Origin of the sequence: Rhizobium sp. G21 (assembly GCF_014158035.1) — a bacterium.
Lineage (GTDB): Bacteria > Pseudomonadota > Alphaproteobacteria > Rhizobiales > Rhizobiaceae > Rhizobium_E.
In genome coordinates this window covers 70,834-87,689 of sequence record NZ_JACFXW010000004.1, presented here as the reverse complement: position 1 = coordinate 87,689, position 16,856 = coordinate 70,834, and the positions used below count along the sequence as shown (strand labels likewise).

The window sequence follows — 16,856 nt, the reverse complement described above, 5'->3', positions numbered from 1 at the left end:
GGTTACTCGTTCCTCCCGTCGACATGATCATTGCCGGTCAGACCGCGGGCGGCCAGCAGCACGACGAGGAAAAGCGCGGTGGTGGCGAAGCCGATGACGATGGCGGTGAGGACGAGAGCTTGTGGCACCGGATCGGTGAGCGTCGTCGCCACGACCCTTCCTCCAGGATCGGCGGCATGTTGCTCTTCACACCGCCGACGCCGAAGATGAAAAGGTTGACGGCGTAGGACAGCAGCGAAAGGCCGACGATTACCTGATAGGTGCGCGGGCGCAGGATCAGCCACACCCCGCAGGTGGTCATCAGACCGATGGCGAGGGCAAGTACCATTTCCATCAGCGTTTCTCCCCTCTGGCTTCGAGCGCCCGGAGGCGGTTGATGCGGATAGACTGGTGGGCGAGCGCCACGAGGATCAGGACGGTCGACCCGACAACGAGCGAAAACACGCCGAGATCGAAGAGGAGCGCCGTGGCGGCCGGAACCTTGCCGATCAGCGGGATGTCCAGATAGCTGAAATGCGAGGTGAGGAACGGATAGCCCAGCAGCCAGGCGCCCATGCCTGTCACGGCCGCCGTCAGGATCCCGATCCCCATCCAGCGCAAGGGCAGGATGCGGATGCGATCTTCCGCCCAGCGCGTCCCGCCCGCGAGATACTGGAGAAGAAAGGCGATCGACATCGTCAGACCGGCCGAGAACCCCCGCCGGGCATGTCGTGGCCGCGCATGAAGAGGTAGACTGCAAAGGTGATGATGACGGGGAAAAGCCATTGCATCAGCACCGACGGCACCAGCAAATAGTCCCGCATTATGTCTCCAGGCGAACGCTCCGGTTGTTCGGCGTCGAACTGGTTTTGTGTCTGCTGCTGCTCCGGCAGTTCCATGCTGTCCTCCGCGGGCCGGAAACGGCGCAGAAGGCCATAGACAGTCAGGCCGACAATGCCGAGCACTGCGATCTCGCCGAGCGTGTCAAAGGCGCGAAAGTCGACGAGGATCACGTTGACGACGTTGCGGCCGCCGCCTTGTGCATAGGCGTTTTCCAGGAAGTAATTGGCGATGGCGTCCGGAACCGGCATGGTCATGACTGTAAAGGCCACCACCGCCATGCCGACGCCGCAGAGGATCGCAAGAGTCAAATCGCGGAAGCGCCGGAAGCGGCTCTGCAGCGTCGTCACCACCGTCATGTCGAGGCTCCGTTTTGGAAGCCAGCGCAGGCCGAGAAGAATAAGCACGGTGGTGACGATTTCGACCAGCAGCTGGGTAATCGCAAGATCGGGCGCAGAGAGCCATACGAAGGTCATGCAGACGACTAGCCCAACGCCGCCTAGCATGATGAGCGCCGCCAGGCGATGATATTTGGCTGAGACGGCCGCGCCGATCGCCAGTCCCATACCGATCGCCCATAGTAAGCCGAAAGTGGGATCGACCTCCGAAAAACAATGGGCCTGCGCTCAAAGCCGGAGAGATAAAGCGGAAGCGTCGCGGCAACGAAGCCGGTCACGACAATCCATCGGAGTTGCGGCTGGAGACTGCGGGTTCCGAGCCTGCTCTCGGCAAGACGCGCCCATCGCCAGGATACGGTGACAAGAACGCGCTCGAACAGGCGCTGACCGCGGAGCCTGCGCAGATAGGGCGGCCCATCCTCGGAACGGGCGAGGTACGTCCGCATCGCGATATAGAGCAAGAAGCCGCCAATCAACGCGATGACGCTCATCAACAGCGGTATGTTGAAGCCATGCCAAATGCTGAGGCTGTATTCCGGGGTCCGGTCGCCGAGGACGCTCTCGACCGCCGTCTGCAGGAAGGGTCCGATGGACATGGCGGGAACGATGCCGACGACCAGGCAGACGACCACCAGGATTTCGATTGGCAGGCGCATCCAGCGCGGCGGCTCATGCGGGTTTTCCTTGGGCAGTCCGACCGGCGGCGGCCCGAAGAACACGGTGTGGATGAAGCGCAGTGAATAGACGACGCTGAAGACGCCGGCGAGCGTCGCCACATAGGGCAGGAACACATCGAGATAGGAATCCGCATGGGTTTCGACGGCTTCGGCAAAGAACATCTCCTTGGACAGGAAGCCGTTGAGCAGGGGAACGCCGGCCATGGCGGCGCTCGCGACCATCGCCAGCGTCGCAGTCGCCGGCAGGAAGCGATAGAGCCCACTCAGCCGCTGCATGTCGCGCGTGCCGGTCTCGTGATCGATGATCCCGGCTGCCATGAACAGCGAGGCTTTGAAGGTGGCGTGGTTGAGCATGTGGAAGATCGCGGCCACGGTGGACAGCGGACTTCCGAGGCTGAGAAGCGTGGTGATGAGGCCAAGATGGCTGATGGTCGAATAGGCGAGAAGCCCTTTCAAATCACGCTGGAACATGGCCAGGAAGGCGCCGAGCAGCAGCGTGGAAATGCCTGCGAGACCGACGAGCATGAACCATTCATAGGTGCCCGAGAGAACCGGCCAGAAGCGGACGAGCAGGAAGACCCCGGCCTTCACCATGGTCGCGGAATGCAGGAAGGCCGATACCGGCGTCGGCGCCGCCATCGCATTCGGCAGCCAGAAGTGGAAGGGAAACTGGGCGCTCTTCGTCAGCGCTCCCAGCAGGATCAGGATCAGCGTCGGCAGATAGAGCGGATGCGCTCGCACAGCCTCGCCCGAAACAAGCACCTTGTCGAGATCATAGCTGCCGACGATCTTTCCGAGAAGCAACATGCCGACGAGCAGACAGAAGCCGCCTATCCCGGTGATCGTCAACGCCATGCGCGCGCCGTCCCGCGGCGGCGCTCTTATGCCAATAGCTGATGAGCAAAAGGAAAAGATGCTGGTCAATTCCCAGAAGATCGACAGCAGGATGATGTTGCCCGAAAGGATGATGCCGAGCATGGCCCCCATGAAGGCCAGAAGGAACGAGAAGAAGCGCGGTATGGGGTCATCCTTGCCCATGTAATAGCGGGCATAGAGGATGACGAGAAAGCCGATTGACGTGACCAGCATGGAAAATATCCATGCAAAACCATCAAGCCTGACCGCAAAATCGAGCCCGAACTGCGGCAACCACTCCGCGCTGAACCGGAGCACGCCATGCTCGACAATAAGGGGATAGGTGGAGGCTGTGATGACCAGGGTCATCAGCGTCACCGCCCCTGCCACAAAGACCGGCAGATCACGGGACGTCGTGTTGAGGATGAATGCCGAGGCAATGCTGCCGACAAAAGGCAAGACCAGCAGCGACAACAACAGGGTCGAACCGTCCACCGTTATCCCAAATCCATATCCTCCGACACATAGCGCCTGCGAAAACCGCAGACTGGAAAAACATCTCAAGTCATCCTAAATAGGCAATATCATTCTATATGGGCAATATTGACCATGGTTCAACCCTCACACGTCACTGTTTTTACGCCGGCGCTCTGCCGCGCGGCGCGAGGCTATCTGGGATGGACGCAAGACGATCTGGCGGCTCAATCGCTCGTCTCTCGCAGCACCATCAAGGATTACGAGGGGCAGCGGCATGGTGTGCATCGCTCCACCGAAGCGCAACTGAGGCTGGCCTTCGAGAAGGCCGGCCTTCGCTTCACGCATGAAAACGGCTTCCCTGGACTGTATTGCTGCAGTCTGGCCGAGGAGTAGCCGAGGCTGAGCCATCAATGGGCCCCGCCTCGAGCGCCTCGTCAAGCCGGCTGCTTCTGCGCGACGACCTCCATTCTCTTTCTCCGACGAGTGCGCCAGTCTCCCAGGAATAGGAGGATCGGCGCCGCGATGAAGATGGATGACGACGCGGCGATGAAGATTCCGAACACCATGGGAACGGCAAAGCTCTCGACGGCGCTGCCGCCCCAGATCGCCATGGGGAGCATCGCCAGGAAGGCGGTGGCGGAGGTGTAGAGGCTCCGCGCCAGCGTCTCGTTGATCGACAGGTTGATCAGGTCGCGGAACGGCATCGCCTTGTAGAGACGCATGTTCTCGCGCATGCGGTCATAGACAACGACTTTGTCGTTGACGGAGTAGCCGACAAGCGTGAGCAGGGCTGCGATTGCAGTCAGGTTAAAGTCGAGCCCCGTCAAGGCGAAGAACCCGATCGTCTTCGTGACGTCGAGGATCAGCGTCGCGATCGCCCCGACCGCGAAGGGCCAGTCGAAGCGCACCCAGATATAGACGAGCATCGCCAGCGAGGCGAGGATCACCGAGGTGAGCCCCGCCTTGGCGAGTTCCCCGCTGACCTTCGGCCCGACGACTTCGGTCCGCTCGATCTTCGCCGAGGGATCGATTGTCCGGATCGTGTCGCGAACTTTCGAGACAGCCTCGGTCTGAGCTTCTTCCCCGCCCGGCTGGCGTTCGAGGCGCAACATGACATGATTGCTGTCGCCAAATTCCTGCAGCGCAACCTCTCCGAGCTTCAAACCTTCGATGCTGGAGCGGAGGCCCGCGAGATCGGCCTGTCCGCTCGTCGACAGTTCCAGCTGAATCCCGCCCTTGAAATCGACGCCGTAATTCAGGCCGGGCGTGAAGAACAGGATGACCGACGAGATTGAGAGAAATGCAGAAACGCCGATGCCGAAGAGCCGGGCCTTCATGAAGTCGATCCTGACGCCGTCCTTGATCAGCCTGAACGGCAGGAGCGGCCTGATCGTGATGGTCTTCAGCTTGAATCGATCCGTGATCGCGATCATCGCGACGCGCACCACCGACACCGCCGTGAACATGGAAATGGCGATGCCGAGACCCATGGTGACGGCAAAGCCGCGCACGGGGCCGGAGCCGAACCAGAACAGGAGAATAGTGGCGATCAGCGCCGTCACATTGCTGTCGATGATGGTCGAATAGGCTTTTGAGAAGCCATGATCGATGGCGGCGAAAGCCCGTCGCCCCTTGCCGACTTCCTCGCGTATGCGCTCGTTGATCAGCACATTTGCGTCGACCGCGAGACCGATGCCCAGCACGATGCCGGCAATGCCGGGCAAGGTCAGGGTTGCGCCGAGCAGGGTCAAGCCGGCGAAAGTCAAGACGACGTTGAGCGTCAACGCGACGACTGCCAGCAGGCCCCAGGCGCCGTAAAGGGCGATGATGAAGGCGACGACAAGACCGAAGCCGACAAGCCCCGACATGACGCCCATGTCGATGGCATCGCTGCCGAGATCCGCGCCCACGGTGCGCTCCTCAATCACCGTGAGTTTTGCCGGCAGCGCGCCCGCCCTCAGCAAGGCCGCAAGCGTGTTCGCCTGCTCCACGGAGAATTGACCGGAGATCTGGCCGGCGCCGCCGGTGATCGGCTCGCGGATCACCGGCGCGCTCAAGACTTTATCATCCAGCACGATTGCGAAGGGACGGCCGACATTGTCTCGCGTGATCCGGGCGAAACGATCCGCCCCGACACTGTCGAAGCGGAAAGACACCACGGGCTGGCCGCCCTGTGGGTCGAACTGCACACGGGCGTCGGTCAGCCTGTCGCCAGCCAGTAGAGCCGTCGTCTGCACCGGATAAGTCTGTCCTTCGTCATCCTTGAAGGTCTTAACGCCGGCGGCTCCGGCCTCGCCCAGGAGATGGAAGCTCATCTTCGCCGTCGTGCCGAGAAGAGCGCGTAACCGCGACGGATCCTGTTCGCCGGGAAGCTGGACGAGAACCCGATCGGCGCCGACGCGCTGGATGGTGGGTTCCGCCACACCCACCTGATCGACGCGCTGGCGAATGACCTCCAGGCTTTGTTCGACCGCTTGCGTCATGCGGGCGGCAATGCCTTGATCGGTTGGCGCTATGCTGAGCGCATTGGGGCCGGTCGTCGTTACATTGAGCTCGCGGGCCGCCGCTCCGCTCATCGCCACGGTCTGATTGTCGAGAACGGCGAGCGCCTTGGTCGCGGCGGAAAGCTGCGCCGGATCAGTGAGCGTGACGGCGACAGCGTCGCCATTGCGACGGACGCTGCGCGTTTGGATGCGCGCTTCGATCAGGGTGGAGCGGACCTCCTGGGTCAGGCTCTGCAGCCATTCGTTCACCAGGGCAGGTCGATCCACCTCAAGCACGAGATGTGAACCGCCGCGGAGGTCGAGGCCCAGTGACACGCGCTGATGCGGCATCCAGGACGGAAAACGGGACAGGGTTTGGTCGGACAGCACATTCGGCAGAGCGATGACGAGACCGACCAGGATGACGAGCACATAGCTCATCACCTTGGACAGGGAATTTTTCATAAGACAATCCAGCATGTTGCGACCGCGGCTGTCGGAGCCGTGGCGCAACGGGTCGAGCCATCGGTTTGATGGCGGCGAAACGGTCAGGCGTGCTGGAGTGTCGGGGGTGCGCGCGACCGGTAGGCAAGCGCGAGCTGGAAAACCATACGGTCTGCAAGGGGCCGCCAAACCAGTTTACCATTGCGGCACATCCACAAGGTCTTGATATCAGGCGCAAGGCAGCCGTCGCCATCGACGCCTGGTCGCAACTTCAGCCGTGAAGAATGGTCGACGGGGCTGAGATGCCTGGTCTCGCTGACGCCGGCGGCCACTTTTCCGTGGTCGGCGCGCGACAACGAGGCGGAGCCGAAGGGCGCAGTGTGCAGACGACCGAAAACATCACCGCCGAACACCAGCAGCAGAAGCGCAAACAGACTTGCAATGACGGGGGCAAGCGGCGCGCGCTTCAGGAGCGTCGCTTCATGCCTTTGGTCGCGATCGGTCATACTATTCCTTCCACAGAGGCATGTGACACAGATCAACCGCTTTTTCCACCCGTATCGAAAACAGAGGACAAGACTCCGCCTGTCGCAGAAGGCTCGTCACCAAGTCGCTGCGACAAAGTAGGCGATGAAGAGGCATGGTCGCTGCAGACGCAGATCTGAAATGCGAGACAAGTATGATTGAAGTTACAGGGCCTTCGCGGCCATACCAGTGAACTTCCGTTCCAGCCCTTTCTGGTGGAAATATCTGACAGTCTGCTTCCGGCCCCAAATCTGCCACCCCGGCCTGTAAACTGTCGCCCGGATCAGGAAGGTGCTGCCAATAAAATCCACTGAATTACGGTCGGCCGTGCGACTCCTTATAAGAGCTTGTATGGCCAGAAACTGACGCTCTTCGATCAACATGGGGTTGTATCGCTAACAGATCCGGTGAAAGCCGTTCACAATTCAGCCTTGGGGACGCATGGCACAAGCGCCTTGTGCTCCCACGGGCCGCCAAGATATGCCCAGAGGTCTAGGCGAACGATCTCGATATGCCACGGCTTGAAGCTTGTACTCAGATCGCGATGGAGTGCGTCTGCCTTCGGTCTTTCCACCTTGTTCTGGATCGTGATGTGCGGCCGCCAGGGCTGCATGTACTGTGGGCCGAGCCAGGATAGGAATTGGCTTTTTAACCTTGCGCGAACGCTTTCGAGTTCCGGGCTTTCAATCGCGAAGGCGACGCCGGCGCCGAGATGTCTGACGCCACCGACTTCGGCAATGACCGGCTGCGCGGCTTCGATTACGCGGTTGAGGCGATCGACAATCTGCGCCTCATATTCACCGGGTAGCCGGTGAAACATCGTCAGGTGCGCGCGCAGGAAGTTTCGATCGGGCGGAAAGTGTGCCCGCCGTAGTCGATCAAAAGGCTCAAGGTCCTCGTCCTTAAGCCGAGCGGTCAGAATGAGCGGATGGCGCGTCTTCAATCAGGCCTCCCACTTTGCGGATGACGGGTTGAGTTTGCATTCCGTGAGCTCCTCAAACCAGTCAGCATAGAGAGTGTTCTTCACCAGATGCCTGTTGAGGTCCGGCGCGCCATCGTCCCACCAGACAGGCCCACGCTCACCCAGCGCGACCTTCGCGTCGTTCACCCTCTGCCGTGCCAGTCGCATTTCGGACGGATGGTTCTTTGCTTCCCGCACCGCGCGCCTTGCCGACATCAGCTCCCTAACCAATCCTTCTCTCGCTTCTTCGTCAAGAGCCGGATTGCTTTTACGCCAGAGCCGTCCGCGCACCACGAAATACCGACCATCGAGCGTGTCTGGATAGTGTGGAGGCGATGCGCCTGTCTTCACAGGAATGACCCCTGTGCTGGCTTGTCGGCGTCCGCCTCTCCATTCTCACCACGTCTTGCCAATTCGCTCTGGGCGCTGAAGCGAATGTCTGCATCGCGGTCGCGAAGATAGTCCTGCAGCGCATCCGTTCCGAGCCGATCCCAACTTTTGCCGCGATCCGGTCCTGACGGAACGCGCGGGAGTAGGCCGGGTTCGGTACTCCACTGCAAGAGCTGCTCGATCGAAGCGGTGTTCAACAGGTCGCGCAGGTGATGCGCCGTAACATAGGCATCCGGCATGGCGCGATGGGCAGGCAGCCCCAGTTCATGGACAAGACCTTCGGGCCTGCGCTGATAACGCAGCATCTGGTTGGAAAATCGCGTGAGGTCTGGCCAGACACGCAGCGCGCATTTCCAGGTGCAGATCCACGGGGCGCCTCCGCTGAGGCGCGGTGTGCAATAGCGCTGCTCGAATGCGGCACGGTGAGCCGCCAGCGCCGTAACGCCGCCATCGGGGCTCAGGATGGCTGGCGCGACGTCTTTCCAAAAGGGCGCGTCAGCGACCTGCTCGTCGAGAATGTGGTGGATTGCCATCGTCTCAGCGGAGATTGGCCGCCCCGGATTAACGAAGTGCGCGCCCCGTTCCTCGGTCAAGATCCATTGACCATCTTCATTGAAAACCACATCCTGCCAGCCGATCTCGCAGACGTCGTTTGCGCCATTTCCGGCGGTTTCGAGATCAACGACGCGGACGCGGGGTTTCGGCACTGTTGGTGGTTCTTTCCGTTGTTCCAATAACCACAAATCAAGACCGAGCTGTGGAAGTTCCCCGTCGTCAACAATGCGCGCATTGGTCAACGAAGACAAGGTCACGCCGAGAAGGCGGACAGGGAGCCTGAACAGGGTAGCCTATGGCCAACAGGCTGGCTGTCGCTCAAAGCATCATCGCCATCGACAAAAGGCAGATTGCTGCTCCGGGACCGCTTCGCCTCTATAAAGCCGGAATCTTGAATTTTTGCGTTCAACGTCTTGCCGTCGAACGCTTTCGCTCCACAATGAGGCTAAACCTTCTCGACGAGAGGCTTCAACTCGCTTGCCGCAAGATCGGGATCGTCGATATCTGCCGCAAACCTATCTTCGGCGCCGCCAGACTTTCTGATCCGGTCATGGCACATAGGTCAGCCGTATAACGTCCCCATCAAAACGCTGCGTGTCGACGAGTCGAAGCGGCGGTACGGCGGCGGCAAAGAACGGCGCCCCGTGTCCGAGCACGACGGCATGGAGATAGATGCGATATTCGTCGATCAATCCCCAATTGCTTAGGCTGCGGGCGAGCTCAGGTCCCCCGACTTCGATCTCGCCGTCCACATTGGTCTTGATGCGCCGGATCTCGGCTTCGACATCAGCGCCCAAAAGTGTCGCGTTTGGTCCAACCGCCTCAAGCGTCCGGGATACGACCCATTTCGGGTTCTTGCGCCAGGCGCGTGCGAATTCGTGCATGTCAACCGTCCAGTCTGGCTGGTCGTTGTCCCAGTAGCGCATACTCTCATAGAGACGGCGACCATAGAGACTTCCTGACAGCTTCTCCGTCTGGTCGATGAATTGCCGAAACAGCATCGGGCTGGGCGCCGAGGGAAAACGTTGATGATCGATGTAGCCGTCAAGAGACTGGTTCATTCCGAATACGAATTTGGCCATAGGAAATTCCTTTTGCATAAGAGCCTTCTGTAGGTCGCCGGCTCTTCTTGGCGTCAGGTCCACTTTCGGAGTTCAAGCCGCACAGTACGAGCGCACAGCCCGAGCTTGTCGTTGATGCGCAACGCCGCGGCATTATCCTCACGGTTGTCGATTGATACGTGTTGGCAGCCGGCCAGCGACGCCTTTCTGATCAACTCCTGCATCAGAGCCGGCCCGATGTTGCGGCCGCGGAATGCCGGCGTCACCCCAACGAAATAGAGATAGGCGTCGCTTGTATGCTGATGCATGACGCTGACGCCGACCGGGTCGCCTTCACAGAGAGCGAGGATGATCCAGTCGGGGCGGGCGTTTGGGCTTCGCCTGAAGATTTCATCGATCCTGTCTATCGTCCAAGGCGGCATGTCCCGAAGATCCGGGGTCTCCGACAGCCTGTTCTGCAGGAACTGGAAGAGCAGCTCCCAGTCGAGACCGCTGCTGGAGAAATCCACCAGGCTGATGCCGACCGGCGGCATGGTCGGGGGTGGACGATTGGGCTCTTCGAAGTCCAGGCAACTTTCCCGGCGGCGGACAGCCACTTCAAACCCCTGTTGGCGAAGCCACCCCACGGTCTCTTTATTCCCTTGATCCTGCTCGCAATAGATACCGCGGAAGCCATTTGCGACGACCTGTGTTTCCAGCGCCGAAAGCAATTTTCCGCCCAAACCGATCTTGCGGTGTCTTTCGTCGACGATGAGGTCGAGGCGAAGAAACTCCTTGGGGACATATGGCGAATAACTCAGCTGCCCGATCGCGGCTACGGTGTCGCCAAGACGCAGAACAAGCCTTGACTGGACGTCCTGTGGTGACCGCGAACCTTCTCGTTCCAGAAACGCTTCAACCCCCAACGGTTGTCTTCTCACGGTGTTCAGCAGAGTGACCCACGCATGCGCGTCGCTCGGTCTATAAGGATCAATGACGCCGCTGCCGCCTTGCATTTCGATCTCCTCCTGTCGGGTGCAAGGCTCAACTAGCCTTTCCGGCCGGCTCGCAGGTGAAGGCTTGTGCTGCGCTCTTGAGCCGCGCTCGATGGCCGCGAACCTTGGCTCGATTTCCGCAACTGTCCATCGAGCACCAACGCCGCGGTTTGGTTCGACTTGAATCGATGAAATATCCGCCGCAGGGATCTCCCTCGCAGCGTCCGATCCTGCGTCCGGCGGGGATCATCGCCAGGCTCGCGACGGCGATGCCGATACGGACCAGCGGCAGCGCAAGGAAATCAGCAGTCTTATGGTTGCCGTCTTGCTCGACCTGCATCAGGCGCTCGGAAATCGCAAAAATCTGAACGAGTTCGCGACGAAGATCGTCACTCTCCATTCGCCTGCCGGGATTGCCGACCACGTTGTCCAAGGTGTTGCGCCAGGCTGTTCGGAGCATGATCGCCTGACGGTGGGCTTCATCTGCTTTGTCAGGGGAGGCGGATGCGCAGTCGAGCAGAGTTTGGCATTCACCCGCCGACAGCAGCGCTGCAGGCACAGACCATTCCACCAGTGCGCGATAGTCCGGCAGGAAGTCGACCTCGCAGTCGTCGCGCCAGTGCAGCGTGTTGACGAAATCGAGGGCCGGATCACCGGCCAACATGCGTATCCGCCCGATCGAGGAATGATAGGCCGGCGTCTCGGGTGTTGCTGTTTCTTTATCTCTCATGTAACCACATAAACAGTTACAGATTCAGTTTGCAAGGTTGACTCATCATGCGGCGTCACGAACTTGCCCTCTGCCTCTTCGCTTTCTTCCACGCCGCTTCATCTGAAGCCCCGGCAGAGGGGCTCGGCTCGCTCTACGTCTCGCAGGCGATCGTGACCGGGCAGGGGAGGCCAACAGGGAGTTCGGCTTTCGGGATTGCCTCGAAAAGGTATTGGTCCGTGTGTCCGGTGATCAGCGTCTGCTCGCTCATCCGCGACTGGCTGAACTTCGACAACGAGCCGCCTCCTTCATCAGCGGGTTCAGCTATCGGGATCGACTGGCGGGAAAACCTATTCACGACGAGCAGGGGACTTACGATCGACCGCACGATCTCATCTGCCGTTATGATCCCCCGTTGTCGATCACCTGCTGTCCGACCTTGGCGCCCGACCATGGCTGGCCCCTAGGCCGACCCTCAAGGTATTCTTGGAGGTGAAGCGCAATGCTCAGGACTATTGGATCGACGCTGTCGCAGCGCGTGATCAGGCCATGCGAGAAGCGTTCCAACAAGCGGCCTCGCCGATGGCGATGACAATCGCCTTTCCGTCTCCAGCCGACGCAGCCGCGGCTCCCGATGAAATAGTTTCGAGCCCGGACGGCGAGCCTTCTGGAGGCGCCCTTCTCATCTCGGGGACGCTGGTCTGGAGCGACCCCGATCTCGGCTGGGTCGCGACCTGGCGCTTCCGCCAAGACGGCAAGCGCTATCAGTGGCAGGTAAAGGGTGTTAATTTCGATGAGGCCTTCCGTGTCGCCATCCGCGGCACCGCGCAGATCCTATCCGGCAATGGGGCGCCGTAGTTGGAATATGGTTCTTCAGACGGCAGTCTACCTTTGAGATACTCCCGTCCATTGTAAGGGACAGTGCGGTCTTCGTGTACGGTATACCAATGCGGTTTGGTTGCAGAAGGCTTCTCTCCTAATGTAAATTATCCATGTGTTTTTAAGTTCGTTGTGATATACGAATAATGTCTTTGAAGTTTTTTGCACTGATCCAACGGAATCAAACCCGCTGCGATTGTAGATCTGAGCATGAGAAAGCGGGAGCCTATTTGCAGTCTAAGAGTCTTCTCTGATTGGGGTCGTTGAAGTCAAGCTGCTCCCGATCTAAATTTCGGATCATACCGCCCCGCAGGTCACTCGCTTCTCTTCGCGGTCGGCGCGTGGCCGCCGCATGATGGGGTCAGGAAGGCAAGGTGTCCCAATCTGTTTCACGACCTCGGGGTTTTCGCCCTCAGGTTCGAGACTCTAAACGAGATCAACCTTGCCCATCGTCCCCACGGGAACGATCCGATTTGCCCTTTCAGGCAGAACTTGCTGTTTGCGCCTTTTCCCTCCGGTTGTTCATCATCAGGCTGCTGCGAGGTCGACCTGCTTTCCGAAACGGAATTCGGAACCGTCGCACCACATGCGATGCAGGATCACGGCAAGTTTGCGGGCGACTGCGACGCGGGCCCGCGCCATGCCGCGACGCTTTGCAATGCCCATGCCCCAAGCCCTGAGGCTCGACCATTGTTTCGATCGCACGAGCAGCGAATGAGCTGCTTCATATAGCGCAGTTCGTGCTATCTCGTCACCACATCGGCTGATCCGGCCCTGGATGTCGGTCTCGCCGGATTGATAGCGCGACGGCGTCAGGCCGAGATGGGCGCCGACATCTCGCGATCGACGGAAGCGATCGGGGCGATCGATGGTGGCGCGGAAGGAGAGCGCGGTGATCGGCCCGACGCCCGGCACGCTCATCAGTCGGCGGCATGTCATCTCACCTTTGGCAACGTCGAGCACCTGTTTCGTCAGTTGGGTGAACTGCTCCAGCATCGTGGCAAGCACGGCCAACAGCGGCTCGACCAGCGCCATCACCAGCGGATCGCTGGTCGCCATCTGGCGCGCCTTGCCTGCAAAGTCTGCCCGGCTTGGCGTTCCAAGCGATTCCGCCCTCCCGCAGAATGGCGCGCACCACATTCTCGATCGAGCGCATCTCGTTCATCACCGTCCGGCGCGCGACCAGAAGCGAGCGCCACAGCCGGCATTGGCGGCTCTTGACATGCACCTGCCGGAACCAGCCCGTGCGCATGATCTGCGCCAAGGCGCGTGCATCATGGCGATCGGTCTTGTTCGGCATCGTCTTCATCGCCGCATTGGCCTGACGTGTCTCAATGCAGATTGCCGGCAGGCCGGCGGCCCGCAAGCCGTCATGCAGCCAGGCCGTCAACGAGCAGGCTTCAAGGCCGATGCGCTCCATTGGCAGGCCGATATCCTCAAGTGCTGCGATCAACGCCTGCGGCTCGCTTGCCGCCCGCAATTCTTTCACGATCCGGCCCGTCTCATCGACAATACAGATCGAAGTTTCTTCCAAAGACACATCCATTCCCGCATAGTAGTTCATGGCTGCTTCCTTTCGATGCTTGTGGCCGATCAACACGGACCACGTTCTAACATCCTCAGGGAGCAGCCACACCCGCGGCGCAGACCCCAATCACCCCATCTGACTCGAAAAGCCTTCAACGATATCCATACCTTGCAAGCCGTCTGGTGATCATGCGGATGTGGGCGATCATGATCCATGCCTCGGCTGAGGCGATGGACTTTTCGACGTCCTTTGCCAGTCTGCGGCATCTTCCGAGCCAGGCGAAGGTTCGTTCGACGACCCAGCGGCGGGGTAGGACTTCGAAGCCTTTCGCCTTGTCCGAGCGCTTGATGATCTCAATCGTCCAGCGCCCGATCTTCTTCAGCCGCCGCTTCAGCTTGTCGCCCGCATAGCCGCCATCGGCGAAGACATGCAGCAACCACGGCCACCTGTGACGGATGGATTTCAGGAGATCAGGAGCACCGTCGCGATCCTGGATGTCGGCGCTGTGAACCATGAGGCCGACCATCAGGCCGAGCGTATCAACGATGATGTGGCGCTTGCGGCCCTTGATCTTCTTGCCCGCGTCATAGCCTCGGATACCACCGCTTTCCGTGGTTTTGGCGCTCTGGCTATCGATCACGCCAGCCGTCGGACTTGCCTCTCTGCCCTCCAGCTCGCGGGCTTCCATGACAAGATGATGGTTGATGCGTGTCCAAAGCCCCAATGCCCGCCAGTCATAAAAATAGCGCTGAACGGTCGAGCAAGGTGGAAAATCCTTCGGCAGCATCCGCCACTGGCAACCGGTCGTGGCGATGTAAAGCAGGGCGTTGACGACCTCCCGCAAATCCGTGCTGCGCGGACGACCAAGGCGACGGTGTCTGGGCAGAAAAGGTTCAACCAGTGCCCATTCTCGATCTGTCATATCGCTTGCGTAGCGTCCGGTTCGCCGGGCATAGTGCCGACGGGTGATTTCGCTCCAGGCCATTGTGAACTCCAACGAATCTCGCAAATCCGAAGGAATCATAACCTCTTGAAATCACCCACCTCTTTTTGAGGCAGCCTCTAACCTGAACCAGATAACGGCCGAGTTACTACACAAGTTGCTCGAGAACTATTCCGCCCTTGGTAGCCGTATGATCGCTCTGGAAGCTGTGTGCGCAAAGATGCTCTAGGAGGTGGCGCTATTGTCAGCCACGCCACCCGAAGAGATGGTCAGGCTGGCATCAGAGATCCGGGGCATGGGAGACGCCATCGCGCAGGGCACCAGCCACTTGGCTGCGTTGGAAGGTTTCGATCCGTCAGAACTGACCCGCGCCCTCGAAAGATTATGCGAAATGGCGGAAACAGACTTTCCTCACACGTGAGTTGCTCGTTCATCTGCGGTCATCGTTTTCAATCATCGCTCTTCCTGGAGCAGGCTATGGATGACAACAAAATCCAACTGGCGATTTCCATATCTGTCGCGGCTGCTGTTATCCTCTTCGGCATTCTTTTCACCAAAATATATCGAGCTGAACACGTACAGGCGACCGTCGATATTCAAGTCGATGATGCCGAACGCAGTGGCTGATTGTTGCGCCGTTATAAGCCCCTCAATCTGCTGAGTCTGAGTTCGCGCCTCTCTGGCAGCGGATACATGACGAATCTAGATATGCCGCGGTGTACATTTAAATTTAGACTTTGGTCCGAAGATCTGTTCAGAAATCTCGTATATAAGCTCACCTGCAAACAGCCTTTCTTCGGCCATCGCCCGGTCCAGTCCATGGTCCGCTCCCTGACTGATCCAAGACTTGTTCGGGGCTTGTCGCAAACATTTTCGGAGCGCGCGATTATCCCGTGAGCATCTGAGGTTTCATGCTTTATTAACCTTTTGCAGTCCGAAGAGGTGCGCGAGCGGATCGTTCTGATCATTTACGGTCCACACGCCGGAAAAGCCGAAGCCCTTCTTCAGCCAGAGCATGGCTTCGAAGCCTGCGATTGTCCGACGCGCCGTTTTGAAGGATTGGAAGCCGCCGATCTTGGGCATGTTCTTCTTAACCCGAAAATGGTCACTCTCGATGCGTTGTTGGAGATGCTTTGTGACGTAGTGCACAGGGTTGGGCTGAAGCAGACCATCATCTACCGATGCTTTAATCGCGGATGGGAAGGTATTGGCTCCATCCGTGCCGATCTTCTTAGGCGATAACAGGGGCTCGTCTTTGAGCATTTTGCGGAAGAACCTCTTTGCAGCATCCAGGTCGCGCTTGGCTGTCAGCAGGAAATCCATCGGGTTTCCATGCTTATCGATCGTCCGGTACAGATAGCGCCACTTGCCGCGGATCTTCACGTACGTTTCGTCGATCCGGATCGAACCACAATGCGGGCGTCGGAACTGGCGAAGCCGCTTCTCGATCATCGGCGCATAAGCCAAAACCCAGCGGTTGACAGTGCTGTGATCGACCTCGAAACCACGTTCCCGAAACATCTCCTCAAGGTCTCGATAGTTGAGCGGATAGCGCAGATACCAGGCCACCGCCTGCATGATGAGCCATGCCTCGAAATGCCGACCTTTGAAGTCGTCCTTTGATTGGCGCTTCAGCTTTTCGGCAATGGCATTCAGAATCATGGCTACGCTCCGCTACATTGGGAGCGGCAATTTCTCCGCTGGTGGTCAACAGCCCGTTAACCAAGAAAATTTGCGACAGGCCCGGGATGCTCGTATCTGGACGCTTGTTTGGCGCTCTCGGTCTATTTGCACGACGGCTCAGGGGCATGATCGCGAACGGCGAGATCCAGCCCAATCAGCTTCAGCAAGGAGGTCAAAAAGCCCTCCGTCTGACGTAGCCGAAGGCCGAACACCAACCCCAGCGTCAGGGCAGTCTCGATCGCCAGATCGGAGTAGCGCGGCTGTCCACCGCGCGTCGTCCGCTTCGGGGCCTGCCAGGAAGACTGTGCCTCCGGCGTTATCCAAAGTGTCAGGCTGCCACGCCTACGAAGGCTTGCCTCGTATTCCGCCCAGTTCGTGACCCTGAACTTCATCTTGCCGATACAATGGCGGCGGGAGGCATTGTGTTTGAAAGGCATCGTGGCGGAAACCAGTTATGGGGCTGGCCCAGCCAACTACGACACCCCCGATGAAGGA

At 59.5% G+C, this 16,856-nt stretch carries 16 protein-coding genes and 4 pseudogenes; 5 read left to right on the top strand and 15 right to left on the bottom strand.

The window, feature by feature from the left end:
• Positions 1–2: 2 nt before the first annotated feature.
• The 3 genes and pseudogenes from H2O14_RS26020 to H2O14_RS29685 all read right to left on the bottom strand — a co-directional run bounded on the left by H2O14_RS26020 (position 3) and on the right by H2O14_RS29685 (position 3,244).
• Positions 3–334 (bottom strand): annotated as a pseudogene (locus H2O14_RS26020) (Na+/H+ antiporter subunit C).
• Positions 334–1,325, bottom strand: a pseudogene (mbhE, locus tag H2O14_RS29690) (hydrogen gas-evolving membrane-bound hydrogenase subunit E). Before mbhE ends, H2O14_RS26020 begins: the two co-directional pseudogenes overlap by 1 nt.
• The gene (locus H2O14_RS29685) at positions 1,319–3,244 is read right to left on the bottom strand and encodes a proton-conducting transporter membrane subunit (protein WP_409526982.1); all 1,926 of its coding nucleotides are present in this window, start codon (positions 3,242–3,244) and stop codon (positions 1,319–1,321) included. Before H2O14_RS29685 ends, mbhE begins: the two are co-directional and overlap by 7 nt.
• Before the next feature lie 114 nt (positions 3,245–3,358).
• Between H2O14_RS29685 and H2O14_RS26010 the strand changes: the two genes are divergently transcribed.
• Positions 3,359–3,619, top strand: coding sequence for a DNA-binding transcriptional regulator (locus H2O14_RS26010; RefSeq protein ID WP_182830212.1), 261 nt, complete (start codon positions 3,359–3,361; stop codon positions 3,617–3,619).
• Positions 3,620–3,660: 41 nt separating this feature from the next.
• On the opposite strand, the gene secD is transcribed toward H2O14_RS26010, so the two are convergent.
• From secD to H2O14_RS25985, 5 genes are all read right to left on the bottom strand, one after another.
• Complete coding sequence (gene secD / locus H2O14_RS26005; RefSeq protein WP_182830211.1) at positions 3,661–6,174, bottom strand: protein translocase subunit SecD; 2,514 nt, start codon at positions 6,172–6,174, stop codon at positions 3,661–3,663.
• A gap of 83 nt (positions 6,175–6,257) precedes the next feature.
• Positions 6,258–6,659 carry a hypothetical protein gene (locus tag H2O14_RS26000; RefSeq protein ID WP_182830210.1) on the bottom strand — a complete coding sequence of 134 codons (402 nt, stop codon included), beginning with the start codon at positions 6,657–6,659 and terminating at the stop codon, positions 6,258–6,260.
• Between the two features lie 437 nt (positions 6,660–7,096).
• Complete coding sequence (locus tag H2O14_RS25995; RefSeq protein WP_182830209.1) at positions 7,097–7,621, bottom strand: 2'-5' RNA ligase family protein; 525 nt, start codon at positions 7,619–7,621, stop codon at positions 7,097–7,099.
• Positions 7,622–7,990, bottom strand: coding sequence for a hypothetical protein (locus H2O14_RS25990; RefSeq protein WP_182830208.1), 369 nt, complete (start codon positions 7,988–7,990; stop codon positions 7,622–7,624).
• Positions 7,987–8,835: an exonuclease domain-containing protein gene (locus H2O14_RS25985; RefSeq protein ID WP_246697850.1), complete on the bottom strand. Its 849-nt coding sequence runs from the start codon at positions 8,833–8,835 to the stop codon at positions 7,987–7,989. Before H2O14_RS25985 ends, H2O14_RS25990 begins: the two co-directional genes overlap by 4 nt.
• A 44-nt stretch (positions 8,836–8,879) precedes the next feature.
• Between H2O14_RS25985 and H2O14_RS25980 the strand changes: the two genes are divergently transcribed.
• Positions 8,880–9,158 carry a hypothetical protein gene (locus H2O14_RS25980; protein ID WP_182830207.1) on the top strand — a complete coding sequence of 93 codons (279 nt, stop codon included), beginning with the start codon at positions 8,880–8,882 and terminating at the stop codon, positions 9,156–9,158.
• Here the strand turns inward: H2O14_RS25980 and H2O14_RS25975 are convergent.
• The 3 genes from H2O14_RS25975 to H2O14_RS25965 are packed head-to-tail and all read right to left on the bottom strand — an operon-like array spanning position 9,133 to position 11,280.
• A complete protein-coding gene (locus H2O14_RS25975; protein WP_182830294.1) occupies positions 9,133–9,666 on the bottom strand; it encodes a dihydrofolate reductase family protein in 534 nt (177 codons plus the stop codon). The two genes, H2O14_RS25980 and H2O14_RS25975, sit on opposite strands and share 26 nt — an antisense overlap.
• 53 nt (positions 9,667–9,719) lie before the next feature.
• A complete protein-coding gene (locus H2O14_RS25970) occupies positions 9,720–10,640 on the bottom strand; it encodes a GNAT family N-acetyltransferase (protein WP_182830206.1) in 921 nt (306 codons plus the stop codon).
• Between the two features lie 28 nt (positions 10,641–10,668).
• Positions 10,669–11,280 (bottom strand): CGNR zinc finger domain-containing protein, encoded by a 612-nt coding sequence (locus H2O14_RS25965; protein ID WP_182830205.1) that lies wholly within the window; start codon positions 11,278–11,280, stop codon positions 10,669–10,671.
• A gap of 289 nt (positions 11,281–11,569) precedes the next feature.
• Here H2O14_RS25965 and H2O14_RS29680 point away from each other — a divergent pair, with 289 nt between their 5' ends.
• Together H2O14_RS29680 and H2O14_RS29675 are read left to right on the top strand one after the other, a co-directional pair.
• Positions 11,570–11,824 carry a hypothetical protein gene (locus tag H2O14_RS29680; RefSeq protein WP_409526985.1) on the top strand — a complete coding sequence of 85 codons (255 nt, stop codon included), beginning with the start codon at positions 11,570–11,572 and terminating at the stop codon, positions 11,822–11,824.
• A gap of 86 nt (positions 11,825–11,910) precedes the next feature.
• On the top strand, positions 11,911–12,186 hold the full coding sequence (locus H2O14_RS29675) for a hypothetical protein (protein ID WP_409526981.1): 276 nt from the start codon (positions 11,911–11,913) through the stop codon (positions 12,184–12,186).
• A gap of 549 nt (positions 12,187–12,735) precedes the next feature.
• Here the strand turns inward: H2O14_RS29675 and H2O14_RS25950 are convergent.
• Both H2O14_RS25950 and H2O14_RS25945 read right to left on the bottom strand, forming a co-directional pair.
• Positions 12,736–13,771, bottom strand: a pseudogene (locus H2O14_RS25950) (IS110 family transposase).
• A 115-nt stretch (positions 13,772–13,886) separates the two neighbouring features.
• Complete coding sequence (locus H2O14_RS25945) at positions 13,887–14,720, bottom strand: IS5 family transposase (RefSeq protein ID WP_182830204.1); 834 nt, start codon at positions 14,718–14,720, stop codon at positions 13,887–13,889.
• A gap of 435 nt (positions 14,721–15,155) precedes the next feature.
• Between H2O14_RS25945 and H2O14_RS25940 the strand changes: the two genes are divergently transcribed.
• Positions 15,156–15,305, top strand: coding sequence for a hypothetical protein (locus H2O14_RS25940; protein ID WP_182830203.1), 150 nt, complete (start codon positions 15,156–15,158; stop codon positions 15,303–15,305).
• 282 nt (positions 15,306–15,587) lie between these two features.
• Here H2O14_RS25940 and H2O14_RS25935 read toward each other — a convergent pair whose 3' ends face one another.
• Both H2O14_RS25935 and H2O14_RS25930 read right to left on the bottom strand, forming a co-directional pair.
• A complete protein-coding gene (locus H2O14_RS25935; RefSeq protein ID WP_182830202.1) occupies positions 15,588–16,340 on the bottom strand; it encodes an IS6 family transposase in 753 nt (250 codons plus the stop codon).
• 103 nt (positions 16,341–16,443) lie between these two features.
• Positions 16,444–16,798, bottom strand: a pseudogene (locus H2O14_RS25930) (transposase); the annotation flags it as partial.
• Between the last annotated feature and the right edge of the window lie 58 nt (positions 16,799–16,856).